General features: G+C 55.3%; 16 protein-coding genes. 4 read left to right on the top strand and 12 right to left on the bottom strand.

What is annotated here, in order from left to right:
- Nucleotides 1-15: 15 nt before the first annotated feature.
- From Q31a_RS17545 to Q31a_RS17570, 6 genes are all read right to left on the bottom strand, one after another.
- Entirely contained in the window at nucleotides 16-1,314 is a 1,299-nt protein-coding gene (locus Q31a_RS17545) for an SGNH/GDSL hydrolase family protein (RefSeq protein WP_145080647.1), read from the bottom strand.
- Between the two features lie 204 nt (nucleotides 1,315-1,518).
- Complete coding sequence (locus Q31a_RS17550; protein ID WP_145080650.1) at nucleotides 1,519-3,000, bottom strand: hypothetical protein; 1,482 nt, start codon at nucleotides 2,998-3,000, stop codon at nucleotides 1,519-1,521.
- A gap of 669 nt (nucleotides 3,001-3,669) precedes the next feature.
- On the bottom strand, nucleotides 3,670-4,422 hold the full coding sequence (locus Q31a_RS17555) for an AAA family ATPase (protein ID WP_145080653.1): 753 nt from the start codon (nucleotides 4,420-4,422) through the stop codon (nucleotides 3,670-3,672).
- A gap of 83 nt (nucleotides 4,423-4,505) precedes the next feature.
- Nucleotides 4,506-4,811, bottom strand: a complete 306-nt coding sequence (locus Q31a_RS17560) for a putative quinol monooxygenase (RefSeq protein WP_145080656.1) — start codon at nucleotides 4,809-4,811, stop codon at nucleotides 4,506-4,508.
- A 114-nt stretch (nucleotides 4,812-4,925) separates the two neighbouring features.
- A complete protein-coding gene (locus Q31a_RS17565; protein WP_145080659.1) occupies nucleotides 4,926-6,380 on the bottom strand; it encodes a DUF1501 domain-containing protein in 1,455 nt (484 codons plus the stop codon).
- Nucleotides 6,370-8,643: a DUF1553 domain-containing protein gene (locus tag Q31a_RS17570; protein WP_145080662.1), complete on the bottom strand. Its 2,274-nt coding sequence runs from the start codon at nucleotides 8,641-8,643 to the stop codon at nucleotides 6,370-6,372. Before Q31a_RS17570 ends, Q31a_RS17565 begins: the two co-directional genes overlap by 11 nt.
- A gap of 316 nt (nucleotides 8,644-8,959) precedes the next feature.
- On the opposite strand from Q31a_RS17570, the gene Q31a_RS17575 reads away from it, so the two are divergent.
- The 4 genes from Q31a_RS17575 (at nucleotide 8,960) to Q31a_RS17590 (ending at nucleotide 13,647) form a co-directional block, all read left to right on the top strand.
- Nucleotides 8,960-10,648: a PhoPQ-activated pathogenicity-related family protein gene (locus Q31a_RS17575; protein WP_145080665.1), complete on the top strand. Its 1,689-nt coding sequence runs from the start codon at nucleotides 8,960-8,962 to the stop codon at nucleotides 10,646-10,648.
- 633 nt (nucleotides 10,649-11,281) lie between these two features.
- Nucleotides 11,282-12,094, top strand: coding sequence for a molybdate ABC transporter substrate-binding protein (modA, locus tag Q31a_RS17580; RefSeq protein WP_197355364.1), 813 nt, complete (start codon nucleotides 11,282-11,284; stop codon nucleotides 12,092-12,094).
- A 44-nt stretch (nucleotides 12,095-12,138) separates the two neighbouring features.
- Nucleotides 12,139-12,825: a molybdate ABC transporter permease subunit gene (gene modB, locus Q31a_RS17585; RefSeq protein ID WP_145080671.1), complete on the top strand. Its 687-nt coding sequence runs from the start codon at nucleotides 12,139-12,141 to the stop codon at nucleotides 12,823-12,825.
- Nucleotides 12,826-12,972: 147 nt separating this feature from the next.
- The gene (locus tag Q31a_RS17590; protein ID WP_197355365.1) at nucleotides 12,973-13,647 is read left to right on the top strand and encodes an ATP-binding cassette domain-containing protein; all 675 of its coding nucleotides are present in this window, start codon (nucleotides 12,973-12,975) and stop codon (nucleotides 13,645-13,647) included.
- 548 nt (nucleotides 13,648-14,195) lie between these two features.
- Here the strand turns inward: Q31a_RS17590 and Q31a_RS17595 are convergent.
- The 6 genes from Q31a_RS17595 to Q31a_RS17625 all read right to left on the bottom strand — a co-directional run bounded on the left by Q31a_RS17595 (nucleotide 14,196) and on the right by Q31a_RS17625 (nucleotide 23,846).
- Nucleotides 14,196-17,348 (bottom strand): DUF5060 domain-containing protein, encoded by a 3,153-nt coding sequence (locus Q31a_RS17595; RefSeq protein WP_197355366.1) that lies wholly within the window; start codon nucleotides 17,346-17,348, stop codon nucleotides 14,196-14,198.
- A 112-nt stretch (nucleotides 17,349-17,460) separates the two neighbouring features.
- Nucleotides 17,461-18,600: an isocitrate/isopropylmalate dehydrogenase family protein gene (locus Q31a_RS17600; RefSeq protein WP_145080678.1), complete on the bottom strand. Its 1,140-nt coding sequence runs from the start codon at nucleotides 18,598-18,600 to the stop codon at nucleotides 17,461-17,463.
- A gap of 54 nt (nucleotides 18,601-18,654) precedes the next feature.
- Nucleotides 18,655-19,287, bottom strand: a complete 633-nt coding sequence (gene otnC / locus Q31a_RS17605; RefSeq protein ID WP_145080682.1) for a 3-oxo-tetronate 4-phosphate decarboxylase — start codon at nucleotides 19,285-19,287, stop codon at nucleotides 18,655-18,657.
- Nucleotides 19,284-20,702, bottom strand: coding sequence for a four-carbon acid sugar kinase family protein (locus Q31a_RS17610; protein ID WP_145080685.1), 1,419 nt, complete (start codon nucleotides 20,700-20,702; stop codon nucleotides 19,284-19,286). The genes otnC and Q31a_RS17610 overlap by 4 nt, the downstream gene beginning before the upstream one ends.
- Nucleotides 20,692-22,515 carry a cyclase family protein gene (locus Q31a_RS31265; protein WP_315851623.1) on the bottom strand — a complete coding sequence of 608 codons (1,824 nt, stop codon included), beginning with the start codon at nucleotides 22,513-22,515 and terminating at the stop codon, nucleotides 20,692-20,694. The genes Q31a_RS17610 and Q31a_RS31265 overlap by 11 nt, the downstream gene beginning before the upstream one ends.
- Nucleotides 22,512-23,846: an MFS transporter gene (locus Q31a_RS17625; protein ID WP_145080688.1), complete on the bottom strand. Its 1,335-nt coding sequence runs from the start codon at nucleotides 23,844-23,846 to the stop codon at nucleotides 22,512-22,514. The genes Q31a_RS31265 and Q31a_RS17625 overlap by 4 nt, the downstream gene beginning before the upstream one ends.
- Between the last annotated feature and the right edge of the window lie 75 nt (nucleotides 23,847-23,921).

The raw sequence follows: 23,921 nt of genomic DNA on the forward strand, positions 1-23,921 counted from the left end.
CGACGTGTCATGTTCTTAATTTGACGTGTCTCCAGGTACGACGTCTCCGATGACAAGTAACGATCCGACATACCACGCTTGATCTTCATATCGGTCCGAGTGAGCGTCGAAGAACTTCCGATTCTGCTCAAACAATATCTCTCGTTTGTCCAGCTTGCGGTGTGTCACGGTCACCTTGATTGGGTGGCGTCCGGGCTCTAGCTCAGAAGCGATCGCCAGCTTGGCGAGTCGATGATAGGTGCAGTAACCATCAATGCTATTTTGCTTCTTGGCTTGGCGATCATCGACCTGCAGTTTGAGTTCACACCCGTCGGGTCCGAGCAATTCAAACACCGATGCGGCAGTCCCCTGTATTGTAAATTCAAGTGTTGCGCCCGGTTCCATCGCCTGATACAAGTCGGGCAGATATTTGTTGAATTGCTTGCCCAAACCTTCGGTGCTAGACAGTTTCCTCCAATCGCCGTGCAGCATGTCTGCCGTGATCGGAATTTGTTTGGCGTGCTCCCAATTATCAGCTCGCAGAGGTTGAATTCGTTCGTGTGATTGCGGTTCTCTGCTGGCGTCAACGATCGCTGGCCAAGACCGCGCGATCGACTCGGTATACAAACGATGTCCCGTTTCGACATGAGGATGAACGCCATCGGTCGAGAAAACCATCGGTTTCGCCTCGGCGGTCTTGGCTGGCTTCGGCGCTTTGAATATCAGCTCTCCCTTTGATTCCATTTCGACCACGTTGACTCCGAAGTGGATTGACGGAATTTGGTAATGGTCGGCGAGGTCTTCCATCGCATTGGCTGCACGCGGCATCTTCCCTCCACGAAGTTCGCTCAACATTGTGTGGCTCAATGTGTAGACAAAACAAATGTCGATCGACGGGTCCGCCTTCCAAGTCTGCCGCACGATTCCTTCCATTGCTCTGTGAATTTGTTCAGGCGATGTACCACCGTCGTTGACGGCAAACTCGACGAACATCAAGTCAGGATGGTGTCGTAGCACATCATTGTGCAACCGAAACACGCCCAGGTCGGATCCAGTTCCACCAATGGCCGCGTTGATTTCCTTGAAAGTCGCCTGCTGGTATTGTTCCTGGAACCACGCGAGCGACTGAACTCGCCAACCGCCCGCAGCGGTGATACTGCCTCCCAGGTAGGCAACGTTGACAGACTGGCCCGCGTCGACTTTCGCCAGAAAATTTGGTAGTCCAGCGCGGGGCGTGCATTCGACAGCGTCACGTCGGAATTCTAAATCCTCTGCCACACACGGTGTCAGTGAGGCGGCTAAGAGTAGTATTCCGAGACAGATTTTTTGATCCATAGGTTTGCTTCTTAGTTGATTCAAAAATAGTGAATTCGTTGTACCACCAGTGATCACGGCGGTTTCTTCGTAGTGCAGGCCGGGGACAATGGAGTCGCTGGTGAAGTGCAGGCCGGGGACAATGGAGTCGCTGGTGACGCCGAAAGATCCTAGGGGCCTATCAGGACGCCAACAACACGACGAACTTTGAGAATTTTTTCGATTTCACTCGTCCCACAGGGAGTTGATTGCCTCGACGGTCTGGTCGACCAGTGCCTGCCCTCCCTCGGGGCCGACTGGACAACTTGGAGGAATGGCGCTATAGCTGCCCCCCTCGACCGCTCGGACCGTCGGTAGATAAGTCCCCGATTGCTCGCCAGTCAACTGGATCACGAATGTCTGCACTGCCTTGCTACGAGCCTTAATCTGCACGCCGTAGTCGGTGTACAGCTCAAACGGATTGGTGCAGATGGCGATGTCGCCTAGTCGGATGACGTGGAATTGCCGCTCATACAAGTCACCTTCTTTCTGCTGCTGGTACCGATCGGTCACCGCCTTTTGCCAGTTCATCCTGCGCTGGTTGGCTGGATCCCTAGCGAGACGATCGATCTCAGCTTGGGCCGCCGCGTTCTGCTCTTCCGTGACCCTCCAAATCGGAAGTTTGAGCGTTCGCACCAGATGCACCATCTTGACGTCGGTGCGGATATCATTCCGGGCCGCCGAGTTGGCTTCGTTCACCGCCACGTCGAGTCGTCGGGCGATTTCCTCGAGGCGCGTAAGGCCGCGGAGCTTGAGCATTCGCGTTTCAGCCATCCGGTTGTACATCAAGTGGGGCGATTGATCGCCGGCCGCCCCACACCAACCCAACACGTCGAGTTGCTGACCGTAACGCTTCCGCAACAAGCCACGGGTTTCGTGCCAGAAGTCGGCGTTGACCGCGCTTCGGCCTTCGACTTCCTGCGCGGGACAGGCCACGTCGACCGCCATGGCGAGTGGCTTCTGTTCCGCATCCCAAAAGCTGAGGACGTCGATATCATGGTCCTCGCATCCCTCGATGCCACGAAACTCGGGCTTGTCTGTCTTGCCGTACATCGCAGCCGATCTGTTGGCATAAACTGCCCGGCGATTGTGGGCCACCACGGCTTGCCCCAGCCCCCAACTGACACCAGCGGGTTTGCGTCCGTTCCAGGCCTCCACGACAGCGCCGCTTACCTGTTCCGCTAGGAACTCAACGTATTCGGCGGGCTGTATCACCCCTTCCGCCGGTAGGACATATTTGCCCTCGACCATCACCGGGGCGGTGTGCGTGTGTGTCGCGTTGACGAACAGTTTTCGGACATCAACCTCGGGCAGCTGCGCGGCGACCTCACTGCGGATCCGCGATTGGACGTCTTCACGGATGACCACCAGGTCGCAAGAGACCATGATGGCCGTCTCCAATGACTTGTCGCCATCGCGTGATTCCAACACCAGGACATTTGCCGTGCATGGGCTTTCCACGGTCTTGGCAATCCGTGTATGAAACTGTCCCGATAGGGCGACCGGCTCGTCGGGCGTGATCGTGGTGCGAGCTGCTCCCACAAGCAGTTCGGCTGCACGGAGATCAACGGCGTGACCGCACCATACGGTGGTAAGGCAGGCGATCAAAACGCCAACGCGACCGGAAGTCAGAGAAATCAAGCATGCGGCGAGTGAATGCGTCTTCATTGAAATGCGTCCAAGTACTAGTGGGGAGAGTCCTTGCGGATCGGAGCCGCAATATCATAACCCGACGCAAGACGGGCTGTTGAAATATTAACCCGCCGCGTCACGGGCTGTTGATTTAATCGCAATTTGAATTTTAATGCGGAGGTCGCGTCCTTAATTGCCTTGCAGCGGAGGTCATCTTTCCTTTCTCACGCGGCGGGTTACTATTTCAACAGGCCGGTCAGCAAGGATAGGTGGTCTCCACTACAGGGCGGTTAGGGGTGCTACCTGCACGTTAAAACTTAAGACGCTATTAAATCAACAGCCCGAAGACGCCGCGTTGCTCATTGTAACGATAGCGATGGAAAAGCACGCTCCTAGTGTTTTAACCGAAGCGAGAAGGCCGACCAGCCGAGCTCGCAGAACCTCTCTGGTCGTAGCTCTTTGGCGGCCGAAGCTCTGAGGTTGGGCCTCCCAACGTAGACCACCACTTCTCCATTTGCCTCCGCAACATCCTGCTGTGGTCACGTTGGATTGAGTGAAACAGACGACGGTGAAGTACCAATTGCGTTTGGCAACTCTCCCAATCATCTTCAATGCTTCAAAAATCACTGCTGTGCCAATGCGACATTTGTTGCTGTGACGGCATGCGTCCTCTGCAATCAGCAATCTATGCACCGATAGAACATACTACTCTTCATCTAATAAATGACGTAGCATCCGCTCGGGAGACTCTAGAAAGCGTTTAGTGACGCGATAGTGCTCGGTGTCTCGATAGGCGACCGGTTCGATGCCCCTCTCGTGGAACCGATAAATCTGAGCCTGCGGGTAGCTCATGATGATTGGGGAATGGGTGGCGATTACCAATTGCGCGTGCATGGCTACCAGTTGATCGAGGAGTACTAGGAATTCGAGTTGCCTCTGCGGTGAGAGCGCCGCTTCCGGCTCGTCGAGAAAGTACAGCCCCTGTCCAAATCGGTTTTCAATAAGCGACATAAACGCCTCGCCGTGCGATTGCTCATGCAGCGACCGCTCGCCATAACTTCCACCGACAGCGAGATTCTCAATCTCCGTGGCAACATTAAACAGGCTCTCTGCGCGCAGAAACCACGCATCGGGCACTAGTCCATGATAGCGACGCACACGCAGCGCTTTAGCCATCAAGTAGCGGTTGGGTTCGGAATGAGTTTCGAATTGCATATTCCGACTACCCCCCTCGGCGTTTAGACCGCAGGCGATAGCCAGCGCTTCTAATAACGTCGACTTACCCGATCCATTTTCACCCACGAAGAAGGTGACTTGCGGATGCAAATCGAGTTTCGAAAACTCGCGCAGCGCAGGAATCTGGAATTCGTAATGCTCGGGCGAAACAATCCGGCTCCGATCAAGCACAACACACTCAATGTAGGGCCCGGGCGTGATGCCCGGCTTAAGCCGTTTCATGACTCCATTCCCATGGCCCCATTTTCATGTTCAAATTTGCCCGCGATGGATAGAGTCAAGTTTGCAATATCCCTTGGCCTCGCTTAGCTGCGCGACACCATTTTCAAACGCCGTACCGACTTGCCGATTACCCAATCTGCCACGGCACGATCGTAATCCGCAAAGTGTTCGGTCTGTTTATGCGCGTCGAAGGCTGCCGCATCGACATAGGTTTCATAGAGAAAGAATGTCGTAGGCACCGCTTCATCCAGCAAGACATCGAACTGACAACACCCAGGCTCCTTGGTCAGCGAATCCGTGGCTTGCTGCAGTATGCGGGCGTGGAACTGCTCGACGAATTCAGGTTTGATCTCAAACGTGACGGCGATGGCAAATTCAGGCTGTGGCATTGGAAAGGACTCATCTTAGGTACAAGTGAAGTAAGAGCGGAAAGCTAACCGGCCTCCGCAATTCGCCCAAACTTCTTTCAGGAGTTCCAATCGTACCCATCAATTCACGAATCCTCAAGCGAGGACGCCCGTGACGACCCTTCCTCCCACGTCGGTTAAAGTTTCCTCGCGTCCCTGATGGAAATAATGCAGCGTCTCATGGTCGAGCCCCATCAAATGCAAGATAGTGGCGTGCAAATCATGCAAATGCACTCGATCTTTCACCGCTTGAAAACCAAACTCATCCGTCTCTCCATAATTGATTCCCCCACGCACTCCGGCTCCTGCCATCCACATCGTGAAACCGTAAGGATTGTGATTCCGCCCCGGCGCATCCTTGCCTTCACTGAATGGCATCCTCCCAAACTCACCTCCCCAGACGACGAGCGTTTCATCAAGCAAGCCGCGTTGCTCGAGATCCGTTAAAAGGGCCGCAATTGGTTGATCTACCTCGCTAGCATGTTGTCCATGATTTTTCTCAATGCTTTCATGTGCATCCCACGTTTCCTCAAGATGCCCTCCGCCAGAGTACAGTTGGACAAAGCGCACACCGCGTTCCACCAGTCGGCGAGCCACTAGGCAATTCCTCCCATATTCGTCTGTCGGCTGCTGCCCCACTCCATACATTTGCAAGGTTTCAGCGGACTCTTGAGCCAAGTCAACCGCTTCTGGGGCCTCCGCTTGCATTCGATAGGCCAATTCATAACTCTTGATCCGCGCCGCCAACTCATCCCCACCACTGCGGCTGCGCAGGTGCTCGGCATTGAGCTGCTGCAACAGATCGAGCTGATCACGCTGGGCCTCGCGAGACAGATGCTGCGGTCCCTGCAAGTCCAGGATCGGATCTCCCACCGGCCGAAAAAGTGTTCCTTGGTAATTGGCCGGCATAAAGCCGCTTGCCCAATTGGGTTGTCCACTGATAGGACCGCCGCGTTTGTCGAGAATCACCACGTAACCGGGCAGATCTTGATTACCACTCCCCAGCCCATAGACGCACCAAGCCCCCAGGGAAGGCCGACCAATAAATGTCTTGCCGGTATTCATCTGCACCAGGGCGGAGCCATGGGCGTGGCTGTCGGTATGGCACGAATTGATGACGGCCAATTTATCTGCATGCTGACGAACCTTGGGAAAGTAGTCGGAGATCATCAAACCGCTTTCACCTCCGGGGCGGAACGGTCGCCAAGCTGGTGTCAGATACCCCACCTTTCGCCCTCCCGAATTTTTGTAACTCTTGTCCTCCGGGAGTTGTTTTCCTGCATATTTCAACAGCTCCGGCTTATAGTCAAATGTATCCACCTGACTGGGTGCACCGTTCATCATCAGAAAAATACAAGACTTGGCTTTCGCGGGCAACGCAAGCCTCGGCCTGTCGGATTGTGCGGCATGCAAATGTCGCTCGAAGAACTGCTCCCGCGCCAACAGAGAACTGAGTGCCAAGCCCGCAAAGCCTCCTCCCATCTGCCAAACAAACTCACGGCGAGTGTGGCCACACGGAAAATGGGATTGTGCGGGGAAATTAGTCAACATAAGCAAACTCATTGGAATTGAACAAAATCAGACTTAGCGAAGCCAACGCAAGCATCTCGTGATTTGTAGACTCTTCGACCTCCAAGTTCCGCACTTCAGCCTCTTCAATGCGTTGCCGCTGCCGCTCGAGATACTCGGTGCCCGCACGCACTTCCCACTCTTCGGGAACTCGCTGAAGCACCGCTCCCCACAAAGCGTGCACGCGACTCTCTGGTTCTGCATACTCCGCCAGAACTCGTCCAGCTAAGGCTTGTGATCGATCTTGAACAAATTGGTTGTTCAACATTGCCAAAGCTTGTGGAGCTACCGTGGTCACATCCCGTTTTGCATTGGACAGAGTTGAGTCGCACAAATCGAAAGTGGTCATCAGGGGCGGCAACAGACTCCGTTGCATGAAGGTGTACAAGCTGCGACGCATCTGCTCCGCCTGCGGTGAAGCATTCCAGGCTGCCTCGCGTTGCGAGAGCCCCTCCAGCGCGGCCTGGCTGACCGACGGAATAAAACTCGGTCCACCTCGACGCGAATCGAGCTCTCCAGTAGCGACCAGCAGCGCATCCCGAAGCGACTCAGCATCCCGGCGTCGGCGTTCGGCCCGCCACCACAATCGATTGTCATAGTCGCGCTGACTGTACTCGTCGAAATTCTGATGATTGCTCGACTGTCGGTAAGTTTCGGAGTTGAGGATCAAGCGATGGATGTGCTTGAGGCTCCAGCCACTGTCGACCAACTCAGTCGCCAGCCAATCGAGCATGTCTGGGTGCGTAGGTTGCTCTCCCGTAAAACCAAAATTGTTCGGCGAACGCACCAGGCCTTGGCCCATATAGTTTTGCCAGATGCGATTGACGATCACCCGCGCCGTCAGAGGATTCTCTGGGCTGGCAATCCATTTTGCAAATTGGAGACGTCGCTGGGTCCCCTTGGCTTTGGGCGTGGGAGCATCCAACTCTCGAAATAGGTCGGGAACCAAAGTCAACACGGCTGGGACCACTTCTTCGAGTGGCCGCTGGCGATCACCGTCCTTCAAGAGATGGAGCGGGGCAGGGGATTGGGTGATATCGGTCCAAGCCAAAATCTCTTGCGCATCGAGCTCTTCGTCCGTCGGCCCCCCCAACCACTTGCGGTCCCGTGCCTGAATCGGCCCAGGCCAAAAGATCGACGCCATGCGGTAGTAGTCAAGTTGCGGAATAGGATCGAATTTATGATCGTGACAACGGGCACACTTGACGGTCATCCCCAGGAAGGCAGAGGAGGTCGTATGCACGAGATCTTCCAGCCTTTCAAAGGCGTAGTCCTCGGGATCGTTGGGTTCGTCGTTCCACGTCCCTAGCCTCATAAATCCAGTGGCCGCGAGACTCCTCTCATCACGAGCCGGAATCTCATCGCCAGCTAATTGCAGAACCACAAATTCGTCGTAGGGCATATCGGAATTGATCGCATCGACGACCCAGTCGCGGTACTTCCAAGCAAACGGTTTCGTCTGATCCCGTTCATACCCACTCGACTCTGCAAACCTTGCGATATCCAGCCAGTGCCGTGCCCAGCGTTCCCCGAATTGCGGTGATGCCAAGTAGCGGTCGACCAGTGTGCTCCAAGCGTTCGAACCAGAATCGGTTTCGAGCTGAGCGATTTCCTCTGCCGTCGGTGGCAGGCCGATCGTATCCGCCGTCAAGCGACGCAGTAGGATTTCCGGTTCGGCTCGAGGAGCCGCTTGCAGGCCAGCGTTGCGAAGCTTTTGTTGAATAAACAGATCGATGGCATTGGAAAACCGGACTGGTTTTTGTCCACCTGCTAGCTGCGATGGATCGGGAGGAGTAGGCCTCTTTACCGCTTGCAAGGACCACCAGTCGCGGCCCGCGCGCACTGATGAAGTCGCTTCGTAGAGGTCCAGTTCTCGCGCCGCTGGCCAGGTCGCGCCCGCCGCAACCCAGGCTTGCAAAATTGCGATCTCGTCTTCCGGCAACTGCTGCGAGATCCCGCGTTGTTTGGGAGGCATATCTCCAGCTTGGATTCGCTCCAAAAGGTAACTTGACAACGGAGAATCGTCATCGACAACAGCCCCACTGTCGCCCCCCTCAGAAAAGGATTCGAGCGAACTCAAGGAGAGCCCGCCAGAACGACTGCGATCTTGGTGGCACTCCAAACAGCGTTTGATAATGAGCGGAGCCACTTCCGTCTCAAAATTGACCTCGGCCGACAAGGTAGATTGGCAACAGAACGCAACTATCACTAACGGATAGAATCGAATTCTCATTGCAGACAACATGCTGACTCCCTGTCAACTCTCTGATTGATAACAGTGCGGGACGAGGCGTCCACCTTCAACGTCCCCTACACCGGCGCGCCGTGGAAACAGCAACAACATAGCGGGCCAGGAATCCCAGGTCAACAAAATTGAATCTCAGTCGATTTGACACCGTTGGATACAAAACAAGAAGAATACCAGCTCGATTGCTGTGTATACTGGCTGTCCATCTTTCATTTTTGGCTGTTCACTCCGACACTCGCGAGTCGACGCTCACAGCCCACCGCTGCAGCGGCCGATCCCTCGAGTAAACCGCTCTGCCCCAAGAAGCTCCAACATGAAAACCGCTCAATCCGCTTGGCCGCAAATCCTTCGTCAACAGAGACTCTGCCTGTGCCTCGCACCCCTACTCCTGCTGCAACTCTTCCAACACGCCTCAGCTCAGGAACACCAGCCTAGGCCAACCGCCATCGATCGCTACGTCCATCAGCCTGACGATGCGTTCCGCTGGAAGATTGTCAGCTCCGAACTCCGCGATGGCATCCATATCGTCGTGGTCGATATGGTTTCTCAACGCTGGCTGACTGCGGAGCAAGTCGATCGCACGGAATGGCAACACTGGGTTACCTTGGCGATTCCCGAAAAACCGATTTCGAACATTGGGCTGTTGAAGATTGGCGGCGGAAAAAATGGTGGCGATCCACCAACCGCCCCTTCTCAAGAAATCCTTCAAATCGCCAAGGCCACGCAAACCGTTGTCGCTGAGCTCAAGATGGTTCCCAATCAACCTTTGATCTTCCACGGCGACGGCGTACCGCGCAGCGAAGATGATTTAATTGGCTACACTTGGGATCAATACTTGAAGACCGGAGAACCCAATTGGCTCGCTCGAAACGCCATGATCAAAAGTGCCGTGCGCGCCATGGATACGATGACTGCTGTAACAGCGGAAGTTGCCGCTGGACATGAGCTAAATCAATTCGTTGTGGCGGGTGGCTCCAAGCGGGGTTGGACGACTTGGCTGACCGGCGCCATGGACAAGCGCGTTGTGGCCATCGTCCCCATCGTCATCGATGTACTCAATACTGACAAATCGATGCGGCATCACTTTGCTGCGTACGGCTACTGGGCTCCTGCCATCGCCAACTACGTACAACACCATATCATGGAACGCATTGGTGATCCCCGCCTGGCCGAAGCCTATCGTTTGATCGACCCCTACTATTATCGGGATCGCTTGACGATGCCCAAGTTGATCCTGAACGCAGCCGGTGACCAGTTCTTCCTTCCCGACTCGTCGCAGTTTTACTGGGGAGATCTACAAGGCGAAAAACATCTGCGGTATGTTCCCAATACGGATCACGGTATGGATGACTCCGATGCAATGCAGTCCTTGATCGCTTTCTACTCAATGATTGTTCACGATCGCCCACGTCCCGAGTACTCGTGGAAGAATCTGGAAGATGGAACCACACAGGTCACTACCAGCACGAAACCGCTTGAGGTGAGGCTATGGCAAGCCCACAATCCCGTCGCACGAGATTTTCGGCTCGAAACACTCGGTAAGGAATACACAAGCCAAGTGCTTGAAGCGCAGCCCGACGGAACCTATCTGGCTAGCCTGCCGCAACCTGCCTCGGGATGGACAGCTTACTTTGTGGAGCTGACCTTTGACTCGGGGTCTCCCTTTCCCATCAAGCTTACGACCAACGTACAAGTCACCCCCAATACGCTCCCCTATTCGCATCGGGATCCAGCCGGCGTGCCTAGCGTGACACTCAAATGTGAGTTGCCAACGGAAGCGGATGCCCGCCGGTTGCTAGGGCAAGTTGATGAACCCTTCAAAGTTCACTTTGGGGTCGAAGACCTCATGACACAACAAGTCGGAACAACCGTCTACTTGAACTGGATGCCCAACGGATTTAAGTCCGAAGTAGAGGCCGCCATGGCATGGCTTGCATCTCAGAAATGCCAACGGATCAATATTCAACTGGAGGCTGGACGACATATCACGGCTACCCGTTAGCACGCCCGTGGCCCTGCTCACCGGTTGGTTCCTATCGCGTCCCTCCGGTAAGCAAGGCAAACATAAATGCGTCCTCTCCAATCGCAACTCGCCGCGTCAGCAAGGCTTAAGAAGTCGCTGGCAGAGTGCAGGTCGTAGTCGAGATACGAGATTAGTGCGGGTGTTTCTAACGCGGGGGTAGTTCCATTCTTTCACCCGTAGCGGTAACCACCTTTCCTTGCTCACCGGGCTGTTGCAATAGTAACCCGCCGCGTCAGCAAGGATAGGTGGTCGCCACTGCAGGGCGATTGGGGGTGCTACCTGCACGTTAAAGCTGAAATCGCTATTAAATCAACAGCCCGGTGAGCAAGGAAAGATAACCTTCGCTACAAGGCAATTAAGGATGCTACCTCCGCATTAAAATTCAAATTGCGATTAAATCAACAGCCCGTTACGCGGCGGGTTACGATCGCAACAAGCGGTGATGCTGCGGGTTGCGATTGCTTGTAGAGACGGGGTGTTACGATTTTGGGTCGACTCTGGTCAAAAGTGATTTGAAGAAAGGCGCTGCAGCTGTTTACTCCCCCTAGGGTGCTTCCCCAAATTTTAAGAACAAACTGTTTCACTTTCGCTCTCCCGCTGCGCTGGATGCAGGTGCTTACCTCGCATCGGCCGGCGGGCATCGCCCTGGCCTGCGGTTGTTGTTTGCTGTTGGTGAGCGGATGCCAGTCGAATTTAGGGCAGACTCCAGCTAGGCAAGTGCGTGTCTTGGCAGCAGCGAGTACCGCCAGCGCGATGGAGGAAATCGCTGAGCAGTTCCAACAGCGGCACCCGGGCATTTCCATCATCATTAGCACTGGTCCCTCTAACGGTCTCACGCAGCAGATTTTAGCAGGCGCGCCTGCCGATATCTTTCTACCGGCACACAGACAATGGGCCGAACTGCTCGATGCTGAAGGGCTATCCAGTCGCACGGTCGACCTGCTTTCCAATCATCTCGTTCTAATCGTTCCACGGGGCAATCCAGCCCAGGTCCAACTTCCCGGCGATCTTCTAACCGATGCCGTCACGAAACTGGTCATCGCCGGAGAACACGTTCCAGCGGGCATCTACGCCGAGCAAACTCTCAACGCATTACAACTCTTCGCTCCATTGCAGTCGGAGGGAAAACTGGCGCGAGGCTCTGATGTGCGAACAACTTTGATTTTTGTTGAAGTCGCTGAGGCGGAAGCGGGAATCGTCTATGCCACCGATGCCCAGCGTTCGGATTTAGTAGAAGTGGTCGCCACCTTCGATCCACTTACCTATGAAACGGTCGTTTATCCCGCTATCTTGTTGCAAGCTGGAGATGCATCGCCGCAGGCTAGGCAGTTTTTCGATTACCTCATTTCCTCCGCAGGAATCGACATCTTTACCCAACACGGCTTTGCCTCGCTCGATTCCAAGCAATTACCACATCCTCCCTAATCCGCCCCAAAGGTGTCCGGCACCTTTTTTTGAAAGTTGTTGGAGTGAACGTTACCGGCGAGCAATGGGAAGCGATTCGATTGAGCTTGCTGGTAGCCAGTTTCGCTGTTGCCGGGTGCTTACCTCTGGGAATCGCACTGGGATGGGTCCTCGCCCGCAAGCAATTTTTTGGGAAAAATCTACTCGAAACCCTTGTCAATTTGCCTCTGGTTCTGCCCCCTGTGGTCACAGGCTACCTGTTGCTCATCAGCTTTGGCCGCAACGGCCCGGTGGGGAGTCTTCTCGAACGCTGGCTGGGCATGCGGCTGGTCTTCGATTGGAAAGGGGCTGCTCTGGCGGCTGCCGTCGTGTCTTTCCCCTTGATGGTGCGAGCGATTCGAACCGGCTTCAGCACAGTCGACCGACGGCTGGAGCAAACCGCTCGCACACTCGGCGCCAGCCCACTGGACTGCTTCTTCTCCATCTCCCTGCCGTTGGCCCTGCATGGCATCCTGGCCGGATGCGTCCTAGCATTTGCCAGAAGCTTGGGAGAGTTCGGCGCAACGATCATGATTGCCGGAAATATTCCTGGCGAGACACGTACCATTCCCCTGCAAATCTACAACCAACTCGAAAGCCCCGGTGGCATCCAGCAGTGCACCGGACTCGTTCTTTTCTCCGTGTTGATCTCAGCAGTAGCTCTGTGGGTCGGCGGATGGCTGGAACGCCGAAGTGCACGGCATCTGGCTTAGAATTCCCTCGACGCCAACTTTCAGACAAACAAAAAACTGAATTCATCGCTCGGTACTCTCAGCTAGGTTTTCATTGGCGGACTGAGCGAAGCACAACGATGGGTTTCCACCTCCCTCGCCATCCGATCTTCCATTAGAAGGGCCAATGTGAATCAGGTTTTGAACGGCGGAAAACGCACGCAGCCCCACCTTTCGTTTCAAGCGAAACTGGCCTACCCCTCGGCTTTCTGTCTCGACATTGCGTTTGACACAAGCTCCCCAGTAACCGCACTGTGGGGGCCATCAGGTAGTGGGAAAACCACCATTCTGTCTTTAATCGCTGGCTTGCTGAAACCGGAGCAAGGCAGAATCCAATTGGGAGACCGACTGCTCACCGATACCCAGCAAGGCACCCAATTGCCCCCCGAGCTACGGCAGGTCGGCTTTCTGTTTCAGGATCAATGCCTGTTTCCACACATGAGCGTACTGGCGAACCTGCAATATGGCATCCGCCGCCAAAGAAATCGCACCGTGCCACTCGATCACATCGTCGAAGTGCTTGAATTGCAAGATTTTCTCAAACGCTCTCCAACCACGCTTAGTGGCGGTCAAAAGCAGCGCGTTGCACTTGCGAGAGTCCTCGCAGCCACACCCCAGCTCCTACTGCTGGACGAGCCACTGACCTCCGTTGAGGATGCGTTGAGCACTCGCATTGAGGATTTCATCCATCGGGTCATTGGTGAATTTCAAATCCCAACGATCCTGGTTAGCCACAACCGTCCTCTAGTGGAACGTTTTACCCAGCATATCATCGCCATTGAGCAAGGAAGACTCTGCGATTGAAACCCTTGCAACCAAGCAAGCACTGGAGACCAATGGGGCAGGAGATGCAAGTCCTTCGCCTAGGAGCACTGACCTTAGTGGCCCTAGCTCATTCCGGTGGCGGGCAATGCAGTGTCGTCTTTCGCTCCGTGCAAGTTTTGGCCTTGAACGCCTGTGGGGAAGAGCGATAGCTAGCAGTGGCCGAGTGACTTCGAGCAATTTGACAGGCAGTTGCACTGAGAGGCGATTCAGCGACGCCGCTGTGCGGACTGTGGTCCTTTTTGCACTTCCAATTTAAGCGTTCTAGCTGCACAGAAAATCGTACGCAAGCAGCAACCACTCCAGACTTGCTCACACCGCGTGTTACGAATTGCGGGAGCAACCTTTGCTCGTGGCTTGCTCTCGCAGTGCGCTGCGAATTATTGAGGGGCAGACTGTAGATGCCTTGCGAATGTTATGGGGCTCGTAAAGAAAGAAAATGAGGGGCAGTCAACATTGAACGGAGCAGGCGGGTACGCGTGAGACAAGCCTGCAGCGGCTTGTCCCACGCCCCAATTCTCGTGGACTGACTACTGCCGCACGACGATCAACCAATCCTCCTCAGTATCGCTAGGCGGCGTTCCCAGCTTGACAGGCCCTCCCCCAGCGACCCGTTGAATTTCCCCCGCGACCAACTCTCCGCCGCTGCGAGGATTGAACCACTCTACCGAAAAATCACCCGAAACCTCCGATAGGTTCAACTCGGTAGTTCCGCCGTTGGGAAGGTAGACCAAGTAGAGCTTTCCAGCTTGCGCTAGACAGAACTTTTCATTGCCATGGTCTGGGTTGCCAATCAACTCATCCGCGTTGTGCATTTCCCAGAACGGAATGCTGTTGTTCGCGAAGAACTCCAACGCAATGCGGCAGAAATCCCAACTTCGGTCACGACTTCGAAAGTCTTGGCACACCAGATCATTCTCCGGCAGCTTGTAGCCGAAGTAATATTCGACCCCAGCTCCACCGGCCATCAGCGTTCCCCAGAGACAGAGTTTACGAACATCGTGCATCGTATACTTTTTGCCATTCTGAGTTGCGGTTCCATCATTGCCTTTGTACCCGGGATCTGCGGGCACTCCGTCACTGGCTGGATTCTGCTCGTCGTTGGCGACAACCCAAGGGCGTCCCGCCTTAGCCGACTCAGTCAACCACTTGAGTGTTCGTTGGTGCGCTTGGCTCCACGAGTTCTGCAGCGAAGCTCCCGTCAACAACGACTTGTCCCCTAGTAGCGGCGTGTAAACCTTGTCTTGCTGCGATGGGAACGTGTGAATCACAATGTTGTGCTGATAGGGATCCGTATCATGCAGATACTTGACCATATCGCGGATCTCTTCGGAACTCTGCGTGTTCTCTTCACCGATGTTCCAATTCAAGGCGAGTTCGTGTCCATAGCGTGCGATCAATTCGCGGCAATAGAGTTTTCGTTCTACTCCCAACTTGCCACCATCGAGCGACTCAGGAACTCGGCCCGCGTTTCCGTTCGATCCACGGCGATCGTCATCCATCTCATTTTCTTGCAATTTGAAGTGCAAGTACAAACCTTGAGCAGTCGCATGGTCGAGAACCACGCCCCATTGGTCGAGTTTCGAACAGTCCCAATGCAATTTATCATCGCGAGAAACAAAGGGCCAAATATTGTCCCCGTCCCCCCCCGCGTTATACGTCAAGAACGAAAACGCGTTAACACCCTTGCTTGCTAAGTAGTTCAAGGCACCAATCAGCCCCTTGCCCTTGCCCTCTTTCCAGGTTGGATCCCCTGCTTGCCAATCGGCAACGTGCGGCTGCCACTGCTTCAACGGTACCTTGTCCGACTTACCCGCGATCGTGTTGTCAAAGTCGACGTAGGCTAGCAGCGTTTCTGGCGCGTCAGGTCCAGCCTTCAAAAAGTACTCTTTGCTTCCAGCGAACTGCAGATGGTGCTTGCCGACATACTCCAATCGGCCACGTGCGCGGAAGTCACGGCCCTCTTTATCAGTTTTCGCAACCTCAAATGAGCCTTGAACTCCATCGAAAGGAGCCATGGCCTGGCCACCTCCATTGAGTGCAACTGTCTCACCCTTTTTGAACGAAATCGCATAATTCCATCGACCAACTTTGTCCGGTGAAAGATGGGCTCGCCACTTGGTACCGGCATCGGCCGAAGAGTTGCCAGCATCACCATCGGCCGCGAAGTAGCCAGGCACGGTGTATTGAGGGCTTCCGCTTTCGTGCGTGAAAGTCACCTGAAATGCGAGATCGGTAAACGGATTGGGGGCATTGTCCAATTCGTGTGCGTAAGGCCCGTCGAGCGTCAACGTCACCTTGTGCCACTGCTTCAGTTCTCCAGTCAGCTGGGCTGTCCCCTTGCCATCCGAGTTGCGAGGTAGCACTAGTGGAGGGCCGGCAACGGCAGGCGACCGATTTTGGGCGTCGGTGATTTCCAACTTGGCAACCGCTTGCCGCGTCGCCTGGTCTGCCGCCACAAACTCAAGCTTGGCGATGCGAGCACGACTGAATTCAGCCCCATCGTTAGAACCAATCTGTGAACTGAGCGTGAGCACATCTCCGGAACCAATGGCGATGTTCTTCCAGGTGGTGGAGAACTTTGGTCCCTCTTCGAACGGATGCTCGCTCAGCGGGCAGGTAAACTCACCGGCCGCTTCATCATTGACGGTGAATTGGTAGGTCGACTTGCCATCCTCCTCACCGACGGCAACCAAGGTAACATCGTAGCGTCCACTGGGAAAAGCGAAGGCCGTAAGAACTTTGGCTTGCTTATTCTTAGCTGGATTGATCGCTAGCCATTTTCCCTTGTCGAGATAGTAGCCCGTCCCGCTCAGATCCAACTGAGAGGCCAGCAGGCGGAGCGTTGGCACAGGTCTATCGCTGTTGACATCGGGCACCGGCTTTGCTTCAGCTTGCGTCTCTGATTCGGGCACAAATGGATAACTGGCAGGAAGTGTACCGGAGTGCACTCGAACATCAGGTCCGATTCCATCAGGGCGAGAGAACTCGCGAGTTTGCGTCATCAGCCAACGATCGAATTCAAAGCCATCTTCACGCATGGAGAAGCTAATTTCGTGAATGCCCGCTGTGGGGACGTCCAGGTAAATCTTGTACGGTTCGCCACAATGTGTTTTCTCGGTGCGTTGCTTACTCTCCCAACGCCATGACTGCTTGCCCTCGCACCACTGCATCCGCTGCCCACTTTCTGGCCAAGTTCCGTCGATTCCGACGTGGATGCCATTGTCTTCGGAGCCGCTGCTGTAGGCTCGCACCCAGACGTAATAGCGCCCTGGATTGGCAAAGTGAACTCGATAGGTCAGCACGGCGACCTTGCCCGGTTCGTTGGAAAAGTTGACACCTTTGATCAATTTCTCACTGTGGTTGCGGCGGCTATCCGGCAACAGCTCCACATACGCGCCCCCCGCGGCTCCCGCAATGTGCAAAGGATCTCCGTCAGGCTCGATACTTGGAGCATGTTCAGCGGTACTAATCTGAAATGCCCGGACTTCTTTCAGCTCCTGTCTAGCAAAGTGCTCTGCTTCAACAGCTACCAATCCATCGGCTTCGGCAAACACCACATCGGATGCAAGCAGTGAAGCGGTGGCATCTTTGGCCCATGCAGACTGAACAGAACTCGTGGCGACCAGTGCCACGATCACGAGTGAGGCAGTAGCAAAGCATCTAAAGAGTGATCGATTCATAGGTGGGTCACTTATACAGAGGAAACGTGGGAGGGCTTGCCAGAGCGTGCATAGAACTCAGCAAGCAACAAAACTCATTATGTACGGTCTGTGTCTAGAAATGTGGGAGACGTTACGACGCTGCGCAGTTCGTTGAATTGGCAGATTCGGCAGCCCCCTGGGCCGCAATCGCATCAACAATTGCTTCAGCAACTCCGCTGGTGGTAACATTGCCTCCCTGATCGGCAGTCTTCAGCATTCCCTGAGACAGCAGTGCGGCAACGGTCGATTCAATCAATTGAGAGGCTTCACGTGCATGTTCGTCAGCGTGACGATCTGCGAGCCAGTCGAGCATCATTGCTGCCGAGAGGATCGTGGCAATTGGATTGGCTACGTTCTTTCCGGTCAATTGCGGGGCGGTTCCATGCGAGGGTTGGAATAACGCGTGAGCATTGCCAATTTCGGCAGAGGGAGCCAGGCCCAAGCCACCGACAATGGCCGCTCCTAAGTCGGAAAGGATGTCGCCAAACTGATTCTCCATGACCAAGACGTCCCACTGGCTTGGTTCGGTCACCATGTAGAGACTCATAGCATCGACATAGGCCGCATCGCTTTCGATGTTGGGGTAGCGTTGGGCCACTTCCAGAAAGATCTTGCGGAAAAACGCGAAGCTACGGAAAACATTTGCCTTGTCGACGCAAGTCACTCGTCGCTTGCCATCACTGGGACGCCCCTTTCGTTTCTCCGCTAGTCGGAATGCGTAGTCCACCACACGTTCGGTCCCTTCGCGTGTAATCATCAGGGTGTCGGAGGCCACGGTATCATTGAGCAAACATCCACCACCGAAGGAGGCAAAGAGTCCTTCCAGATTCTCCCGCAAGATGATCATATCGATTCCTTGGCTAGCCGTATTCAGGGGGCTAGCAACGCCGGGATATAATTTGACGGGCCGGACTGCAGCATACAGCCCCATCGCTCGGCGCAGGCCCATCATCATTTCGGGCTGCACCTCGGTACCATCGGGCTTGCGCACATCGGGCAACCCGATTGCAGCCAGGAGCACTGCATCTGCAGCCAAGCATTCATCCAAAACCGGTTGCGGAATGGCCACGCCATGTTTTCGGTAATGCTCTGCTCCCGCCTCATGCCGTGAGAGGTTCAATTTCAACTTTGGCACTCGTTCCAACACCGCTTGCAACACATGCAGTGTGGCGTCGAGACATTCTGGACCGATTCCATCACCTGGAAGCGTGACAATGTTATAGGTAGACATTTGAATTTCCTAACGAACGAAGCGTTCAAAATGGAGGAAGCGTATATGGGAGGTTTAGGATGGAAAGCGACGTCTCAGCTCACCTTGCTGGGCTTCATCCAAGAAGCGAACTGGCAGGTTCCGCAACAGCATGTAGAGCTTGGCAGTCTCCTCCAGCTCTTCGGCTGCGTAGACGGCCGCATCGAGATCGAGGCCGCCGATGACCGGTCCATGATTGGCCAACAGGACGCCCCGTGACGCCTTCGAGGCCAATTCAACCGCCGCCGCCAACTCTTGATCACCCGGTGCAAAATAGGGGACGAGAGTCAGCTCCCCAACGCGCATCACATAGTAGGCGGTGATGGCAGGCAACACATTCTCAGGATCGATGTCCGACAGACAGCTGACGGCGACCGAACTGGTTGAATGCAAATGCACTACCGCCTGTTCCTTGGAACGCGAGCGGTAATAGGCCAAATGCAGAAACGCCTCTTTGGAAGGTGGGCGACCGGCTACTAAATTTCCCGCAGAATCAAGCCGGGAGATTTCCTCCGGGTCCAGCCGTCCCAAGCATACATTGGTGGGAGTAATGAGCATCCCGTCTGGTAGGCGGACACTGATATTCCCCGAGCTCCCAGAGGTCAAGCCACGGTCGTAAAGCGATTCGCCATGCTGGGCAATTCTCTCCCTCAATTCTTTCTCGCTCATCGTGGGACCTCGCGGGAAAAAACAGCCGCACCGTCGCAGCCGATAGCTGTTTCAAAAAAGGCATCACCGCCGAAATTCCCCGACTTCAATGCGAGCGCCACCGAAGGCTCACGCAGCGAGTGCACCCAAGGCACACCCGGCGCTATCTCAACACCAATGCGGACAGCATCGATCCCAAGGGCATTAATGACCGCCCCGGACGTCTCACCTCCGGCCACGATCATTCTTCGCAATCCGAGTTCTGCCAACCCCTTGGCGATTGCAGCGAATAGGGCTTCGGTAAGCTCGGCTGCTCGCTGGGCCCCCAATGCGTCCGCAGCCCCGCGCACTTGCTCCATCCTGGCTCCCGATGCAACGAGCGCGGCGTAGTGCTGGCAATCACCGCACCACTGCAAGACCTCTGCCACAACCGCGTCGAACTCCACTTTCCCCTGAGCGGCACGCAGCACCTCTAACTCCTTGACCGGCCCCACGTGTCTCTCAAAGTAGGCGATCTGCTTTCGAGTCGCCGTGGAACAACTACCGGCCAATACGAGCGTACAGGTCTCTCGCAGGCTCGGGGACTGTGACAGATCGGAGCGATGGGTAGCAACAGTTCCTGGAGGCTCGAAAGTGGCAGAATCTTGCGAACTGGCCCCCGGCAAACTGGAGTCCTGTGGAGCGGTGGCAGCAGGCGAGCGATGGTGCCGCGTATTCCCTTGAGTTACCGATGCCCAGTAGGCACCCATGGCGGAGCCGCCGGTTAACAAGACGTGTTGCTGCGCGGCGCTGGCAACGGCTTTCAAATCGTCCTCCGATACCGCATCCACGATCCAATTCTGAATGTCCTCGGTAGCGTCACTGTAGGAAACATTGACTGCTGGAGAGACGCTCACTCGTCCAACTCTTCCGCGGCATTGTGCTTGCAATACACGCACGAGATTGCTGTCGGACATTGGATTCAGAGGGTGGTTTTGCATTCCACTTTCATGAAGCAACTCGCCTCCCACAAACAAGTGTCCACAATAGACGGTCCGTCCGTTCTCGGGAAACGCCGGGCAGTACCAAACATGGTTCTGCTTTAGCTCGCTAGCCAGCGCCTCGGCGACGGGACCAATATTCCCCTCGGCCGTCGAGTCGAAGGTGGAGCAGTATTTGAAAAAAAACTGCGTACATCCGATTTCCTGCAGTGCCCGCAAGGCCTCAAGCGACATCGAGCAAGCCGCTGCCGCAGGAATGGAACGGGTTTTGAGCGACACAACGATTGCATCGCTCTCCGACAGGGCCTCACGAAGATTCGCGGAGAACTCAGCCCGCAAGATTTCCAACCCGAAGAGTTGCACGACTTGCAATCCCTGCCGGACCAGCATCGACGCGAGATCGGTTGCACCAGTGTAATCGTCCGCAATACATCCCAATTGCAGGCTATGGGGCATGGGGCGTCTCCCCAGCTGGCAACGATGTTCCGTACTCGATGGCCACCGCTCTAACCGGGCATCCATCTCCCCCCACGATGTTCAATGGAAGTGCAATAAATTCCACCTGTGGTTGCGTCAACTGGTCCAAATTTGCCAAAGCTTCAACGATCACGACACCGCCACGAAACAAGATCTCATGGATCTTCGCTAGTTCCTCCCGGTTGTTTACATCCGCCACCGACAATTGTTCGACGCCCACCAATGCGACTTTCCGGTCCACCAACCAATGCGCCAGCTCTTCGGATATGCGGGGCAGGGCATGGCGATATTCGGGAGTTCCAAAGCGGCGGTGCCAATCGGTGCGTAATAGCAGTCGAGCTCCAGGCTCCAGGTCCCCCAGTACATCGGTCACATGGGCAACCGTCAACAACATCTGAGGAGAGACATCGGGAACATGCACGACCCAGGCGGGGCCACAGCAAGCAGAGAGATCTTGTTGATCCAGTGTGGCCCCAGCCTCCAATACATGGCAGGGTGCATCCATGTGGGTCCCAGAGTGCGAATAGAGTTGGAGCATCGTTGCGTTCCAACCATCCGCGTCACGGAACTTGCACTGCGACACTTCGACGCCTGGCATCTTAGGAGTGACGGGTAAACTTAGATCCACAATCCTCCTGGTTAAAGAATCAGTGGCATGAGGGTGCAGGCTGCCCGCCGGTGGCAAATTTGGGGGGCGTCCCTGCGTGGCTTGCGGAGCACTTGACTTCGAGTGCTCGACGAGAGAAACCACGCAACGTCGCTCTGACGACTCATACAGCGCCTCGACAACTGCTAAGGACTTCAAGTACTCAGTACCCGAAGTTTCGCACTTGCCGCCGTCCAGGCAGTCTAGAAAGTGTTGCTGAGTTGCCAGTACACAATCCCCCGCAAAACCGAGTTGGCTGCGATGGTAGGGATGTTCGACAACAGCCTCTCCCAATCGCTTGATGGTAATGCCGCCACGCCCATCCAACCACATGCTCCCTTCGTCCCCTTCGACCAACAGCTCACCGAAGGTGTAACGTGGATTCTCTGCTTGAGACTCGTTATAGCGATTCGCATCCCACACTCCCATCGCGCCGCTGGAAAACTGAAAATTCAGCTGGCCGGCATCCTCTCCGGCGATGCCCGAATTGAGCTTGCGCAGGATCGCTTGGCATTCGTCGATCTCCCCGGCAAGGTAGCGAAATGTATCGACAAAATGGACGCCGGTTTCGTGGACGAGCAAGCGAGGCATGGTGCGAAAATAGGGCTGCCGCGCGAGGTAGGCATCCTCTCCCCAACCGTCGCCCATGCGAGTCCGCATGCTCAAGGTGTGTAGCTTGCGGCCGATCCGGCCCTCGGTTAACAATCGCTTAATTTCGCGGTACCAGGGTTGAAAGCGAAAGTTCTCGTGGACCATCAGCAGCGCCGACATTTCCTCGGCAAGTCCCACGATTTTCTGGGCCGTTGCCCAATCATTAGCCAGCGGTTTTTGGCAGATAACTGGTAGCTTTCTCTGCGCCACTAACGCCATCAACTCCAGACGATTGTTGGGCGTGGTTGCCACGTCGATGAAGTCAATTCCCTCGAGCTCCAATGCCTGACGAACATCGTGAAAGACATTCGTAACGCCAAACTTTGTCGCAGCGCGGCGTGCGCGTTCCTCGTCAACGTCACAGACGCCAATGATCTCGGCATGGGGAAGTCGAGCCCAAGCGTCCAAATGGAAATCGCTAAAATAGCCAGTGCCAATGAGTAGACCGCGGCGCACCTGAGTGGCCCGAGATGAGTTGGAGGACTGATTCATCATGCGTGGGCCTCCTGCCGGTTGGCGTTCAGAGCGACCGTCGGTTCGATAAGCAGCCATAGGCCAATGGCGGCCACGTTCAGCACGGCTGCCACGTAGAAAAAGGGAAGAGGAGAACCGGTCCAGCCCATCAGATAGGGAAAGGCCAGCGACGTTAGAAAAGCACCAATGTTCCCAGCCATGTTCATCATCCCGGACACCACCCCCGCATTGGACTTGCCGATATCAACGCAGGTACTCCACGACGGGGAAAGCGTCATGTCGGCACCAAAAATGCATAGGCTAAACCAAAAGGAGGAAGCCAGGGGCGTGGTAGCGTAGGCGCATCCCATGATGCCCAATCCCGCCAAAGCAAATCCAATCATCGCGGGCAGCCTGCGGGACAGACGCCAACGGTTGGCCGAATACAACCGATCGACCAACCACCCCGAAGTCCAATTCCCCAACGCACCACATAACAAGGGAACTGCCGCGAACAGACTGGCTTCGAATCCGCTGAGTCCGAAACGCAACTTCAACTCTGGGAAGAACCAGGTCAAACCAAAGAAGAAGATGAAATTCGAGGCGAAATACTGGCCGCAGAGAGCCCAAACCGTCGTGGACCGCCGCATGCTGTTGGCCAGAGATGTGGCCGCAGGATGAATCACCGCAGACGAGCTGTCACGACTAGCGCTAGCCATCGAAGAGTCTGTGTTGGCTGACTTCTCCTGCCCTTCCTGGCGGTTGGCCAAAATGTACTGGAGTTCAATTGGGCTCAGATTCTTTGCATCGGTAGGATCGTCACGAAAGAAGAGGAACCACAGTAGAGCCCAAACGATGCCGATGCACATCAGGATCACAAAGGTAGGGCGCCACCCCAAGTCAGCGATGAGTAGCGAGATCAGTGGCAGGGTGAGCGCCGCGCCGATGCGCGACCCCGAGAAATTGATTCCCTGCACCATGCCGCGTTCCTGCATCGGGATCCAGGAGTACATCGCCCGAGCAATACCCGGGAAAGCTCCAGCCTCACCAGCGCCGAACAGAAACCGTACGATCAATAGGGTAACGAGGCTGGTCGCCATGGCCGTCAAGCCGGTGAAAACCGACCACACAACGACGATCGCTGCCAGCACGCGTCGCGGGCCCAATCGATCTGCCAGCCAACCGCTCGGCGTCTGGAAGAGTGCATACCCGAGCGAAAAGGCGGCAAACACCCAGCCCATCTGTTGATCGCTGAGCGAGAGATCTGTCGCCAAACTCCCCTTAGCTGCCGAAATGCAGACGCGATCCACGTACAACAAAATCGATAGTAAAAAAGTTGCACCTACCAAAAGTGATCGGAAAGGAATCCGCATATCCAATTTGCTTCGCTGGGAATAAAGGAATGACTGCCCAATTGCGGGAGCGTTCTCTCCCGAATTCTAGTCTCT

It is taken from the genome of Aureliella helgolandensis (genome assembly GCF_007752135.1).
In the GTDB taxonomy this organism is placed as follows: domain Bacteria; phylum Planctomycetota; class Planctomycetia; order Pirellulales; family Pirellulaceae; genus Aureliella; species Aureliella helgolandensis.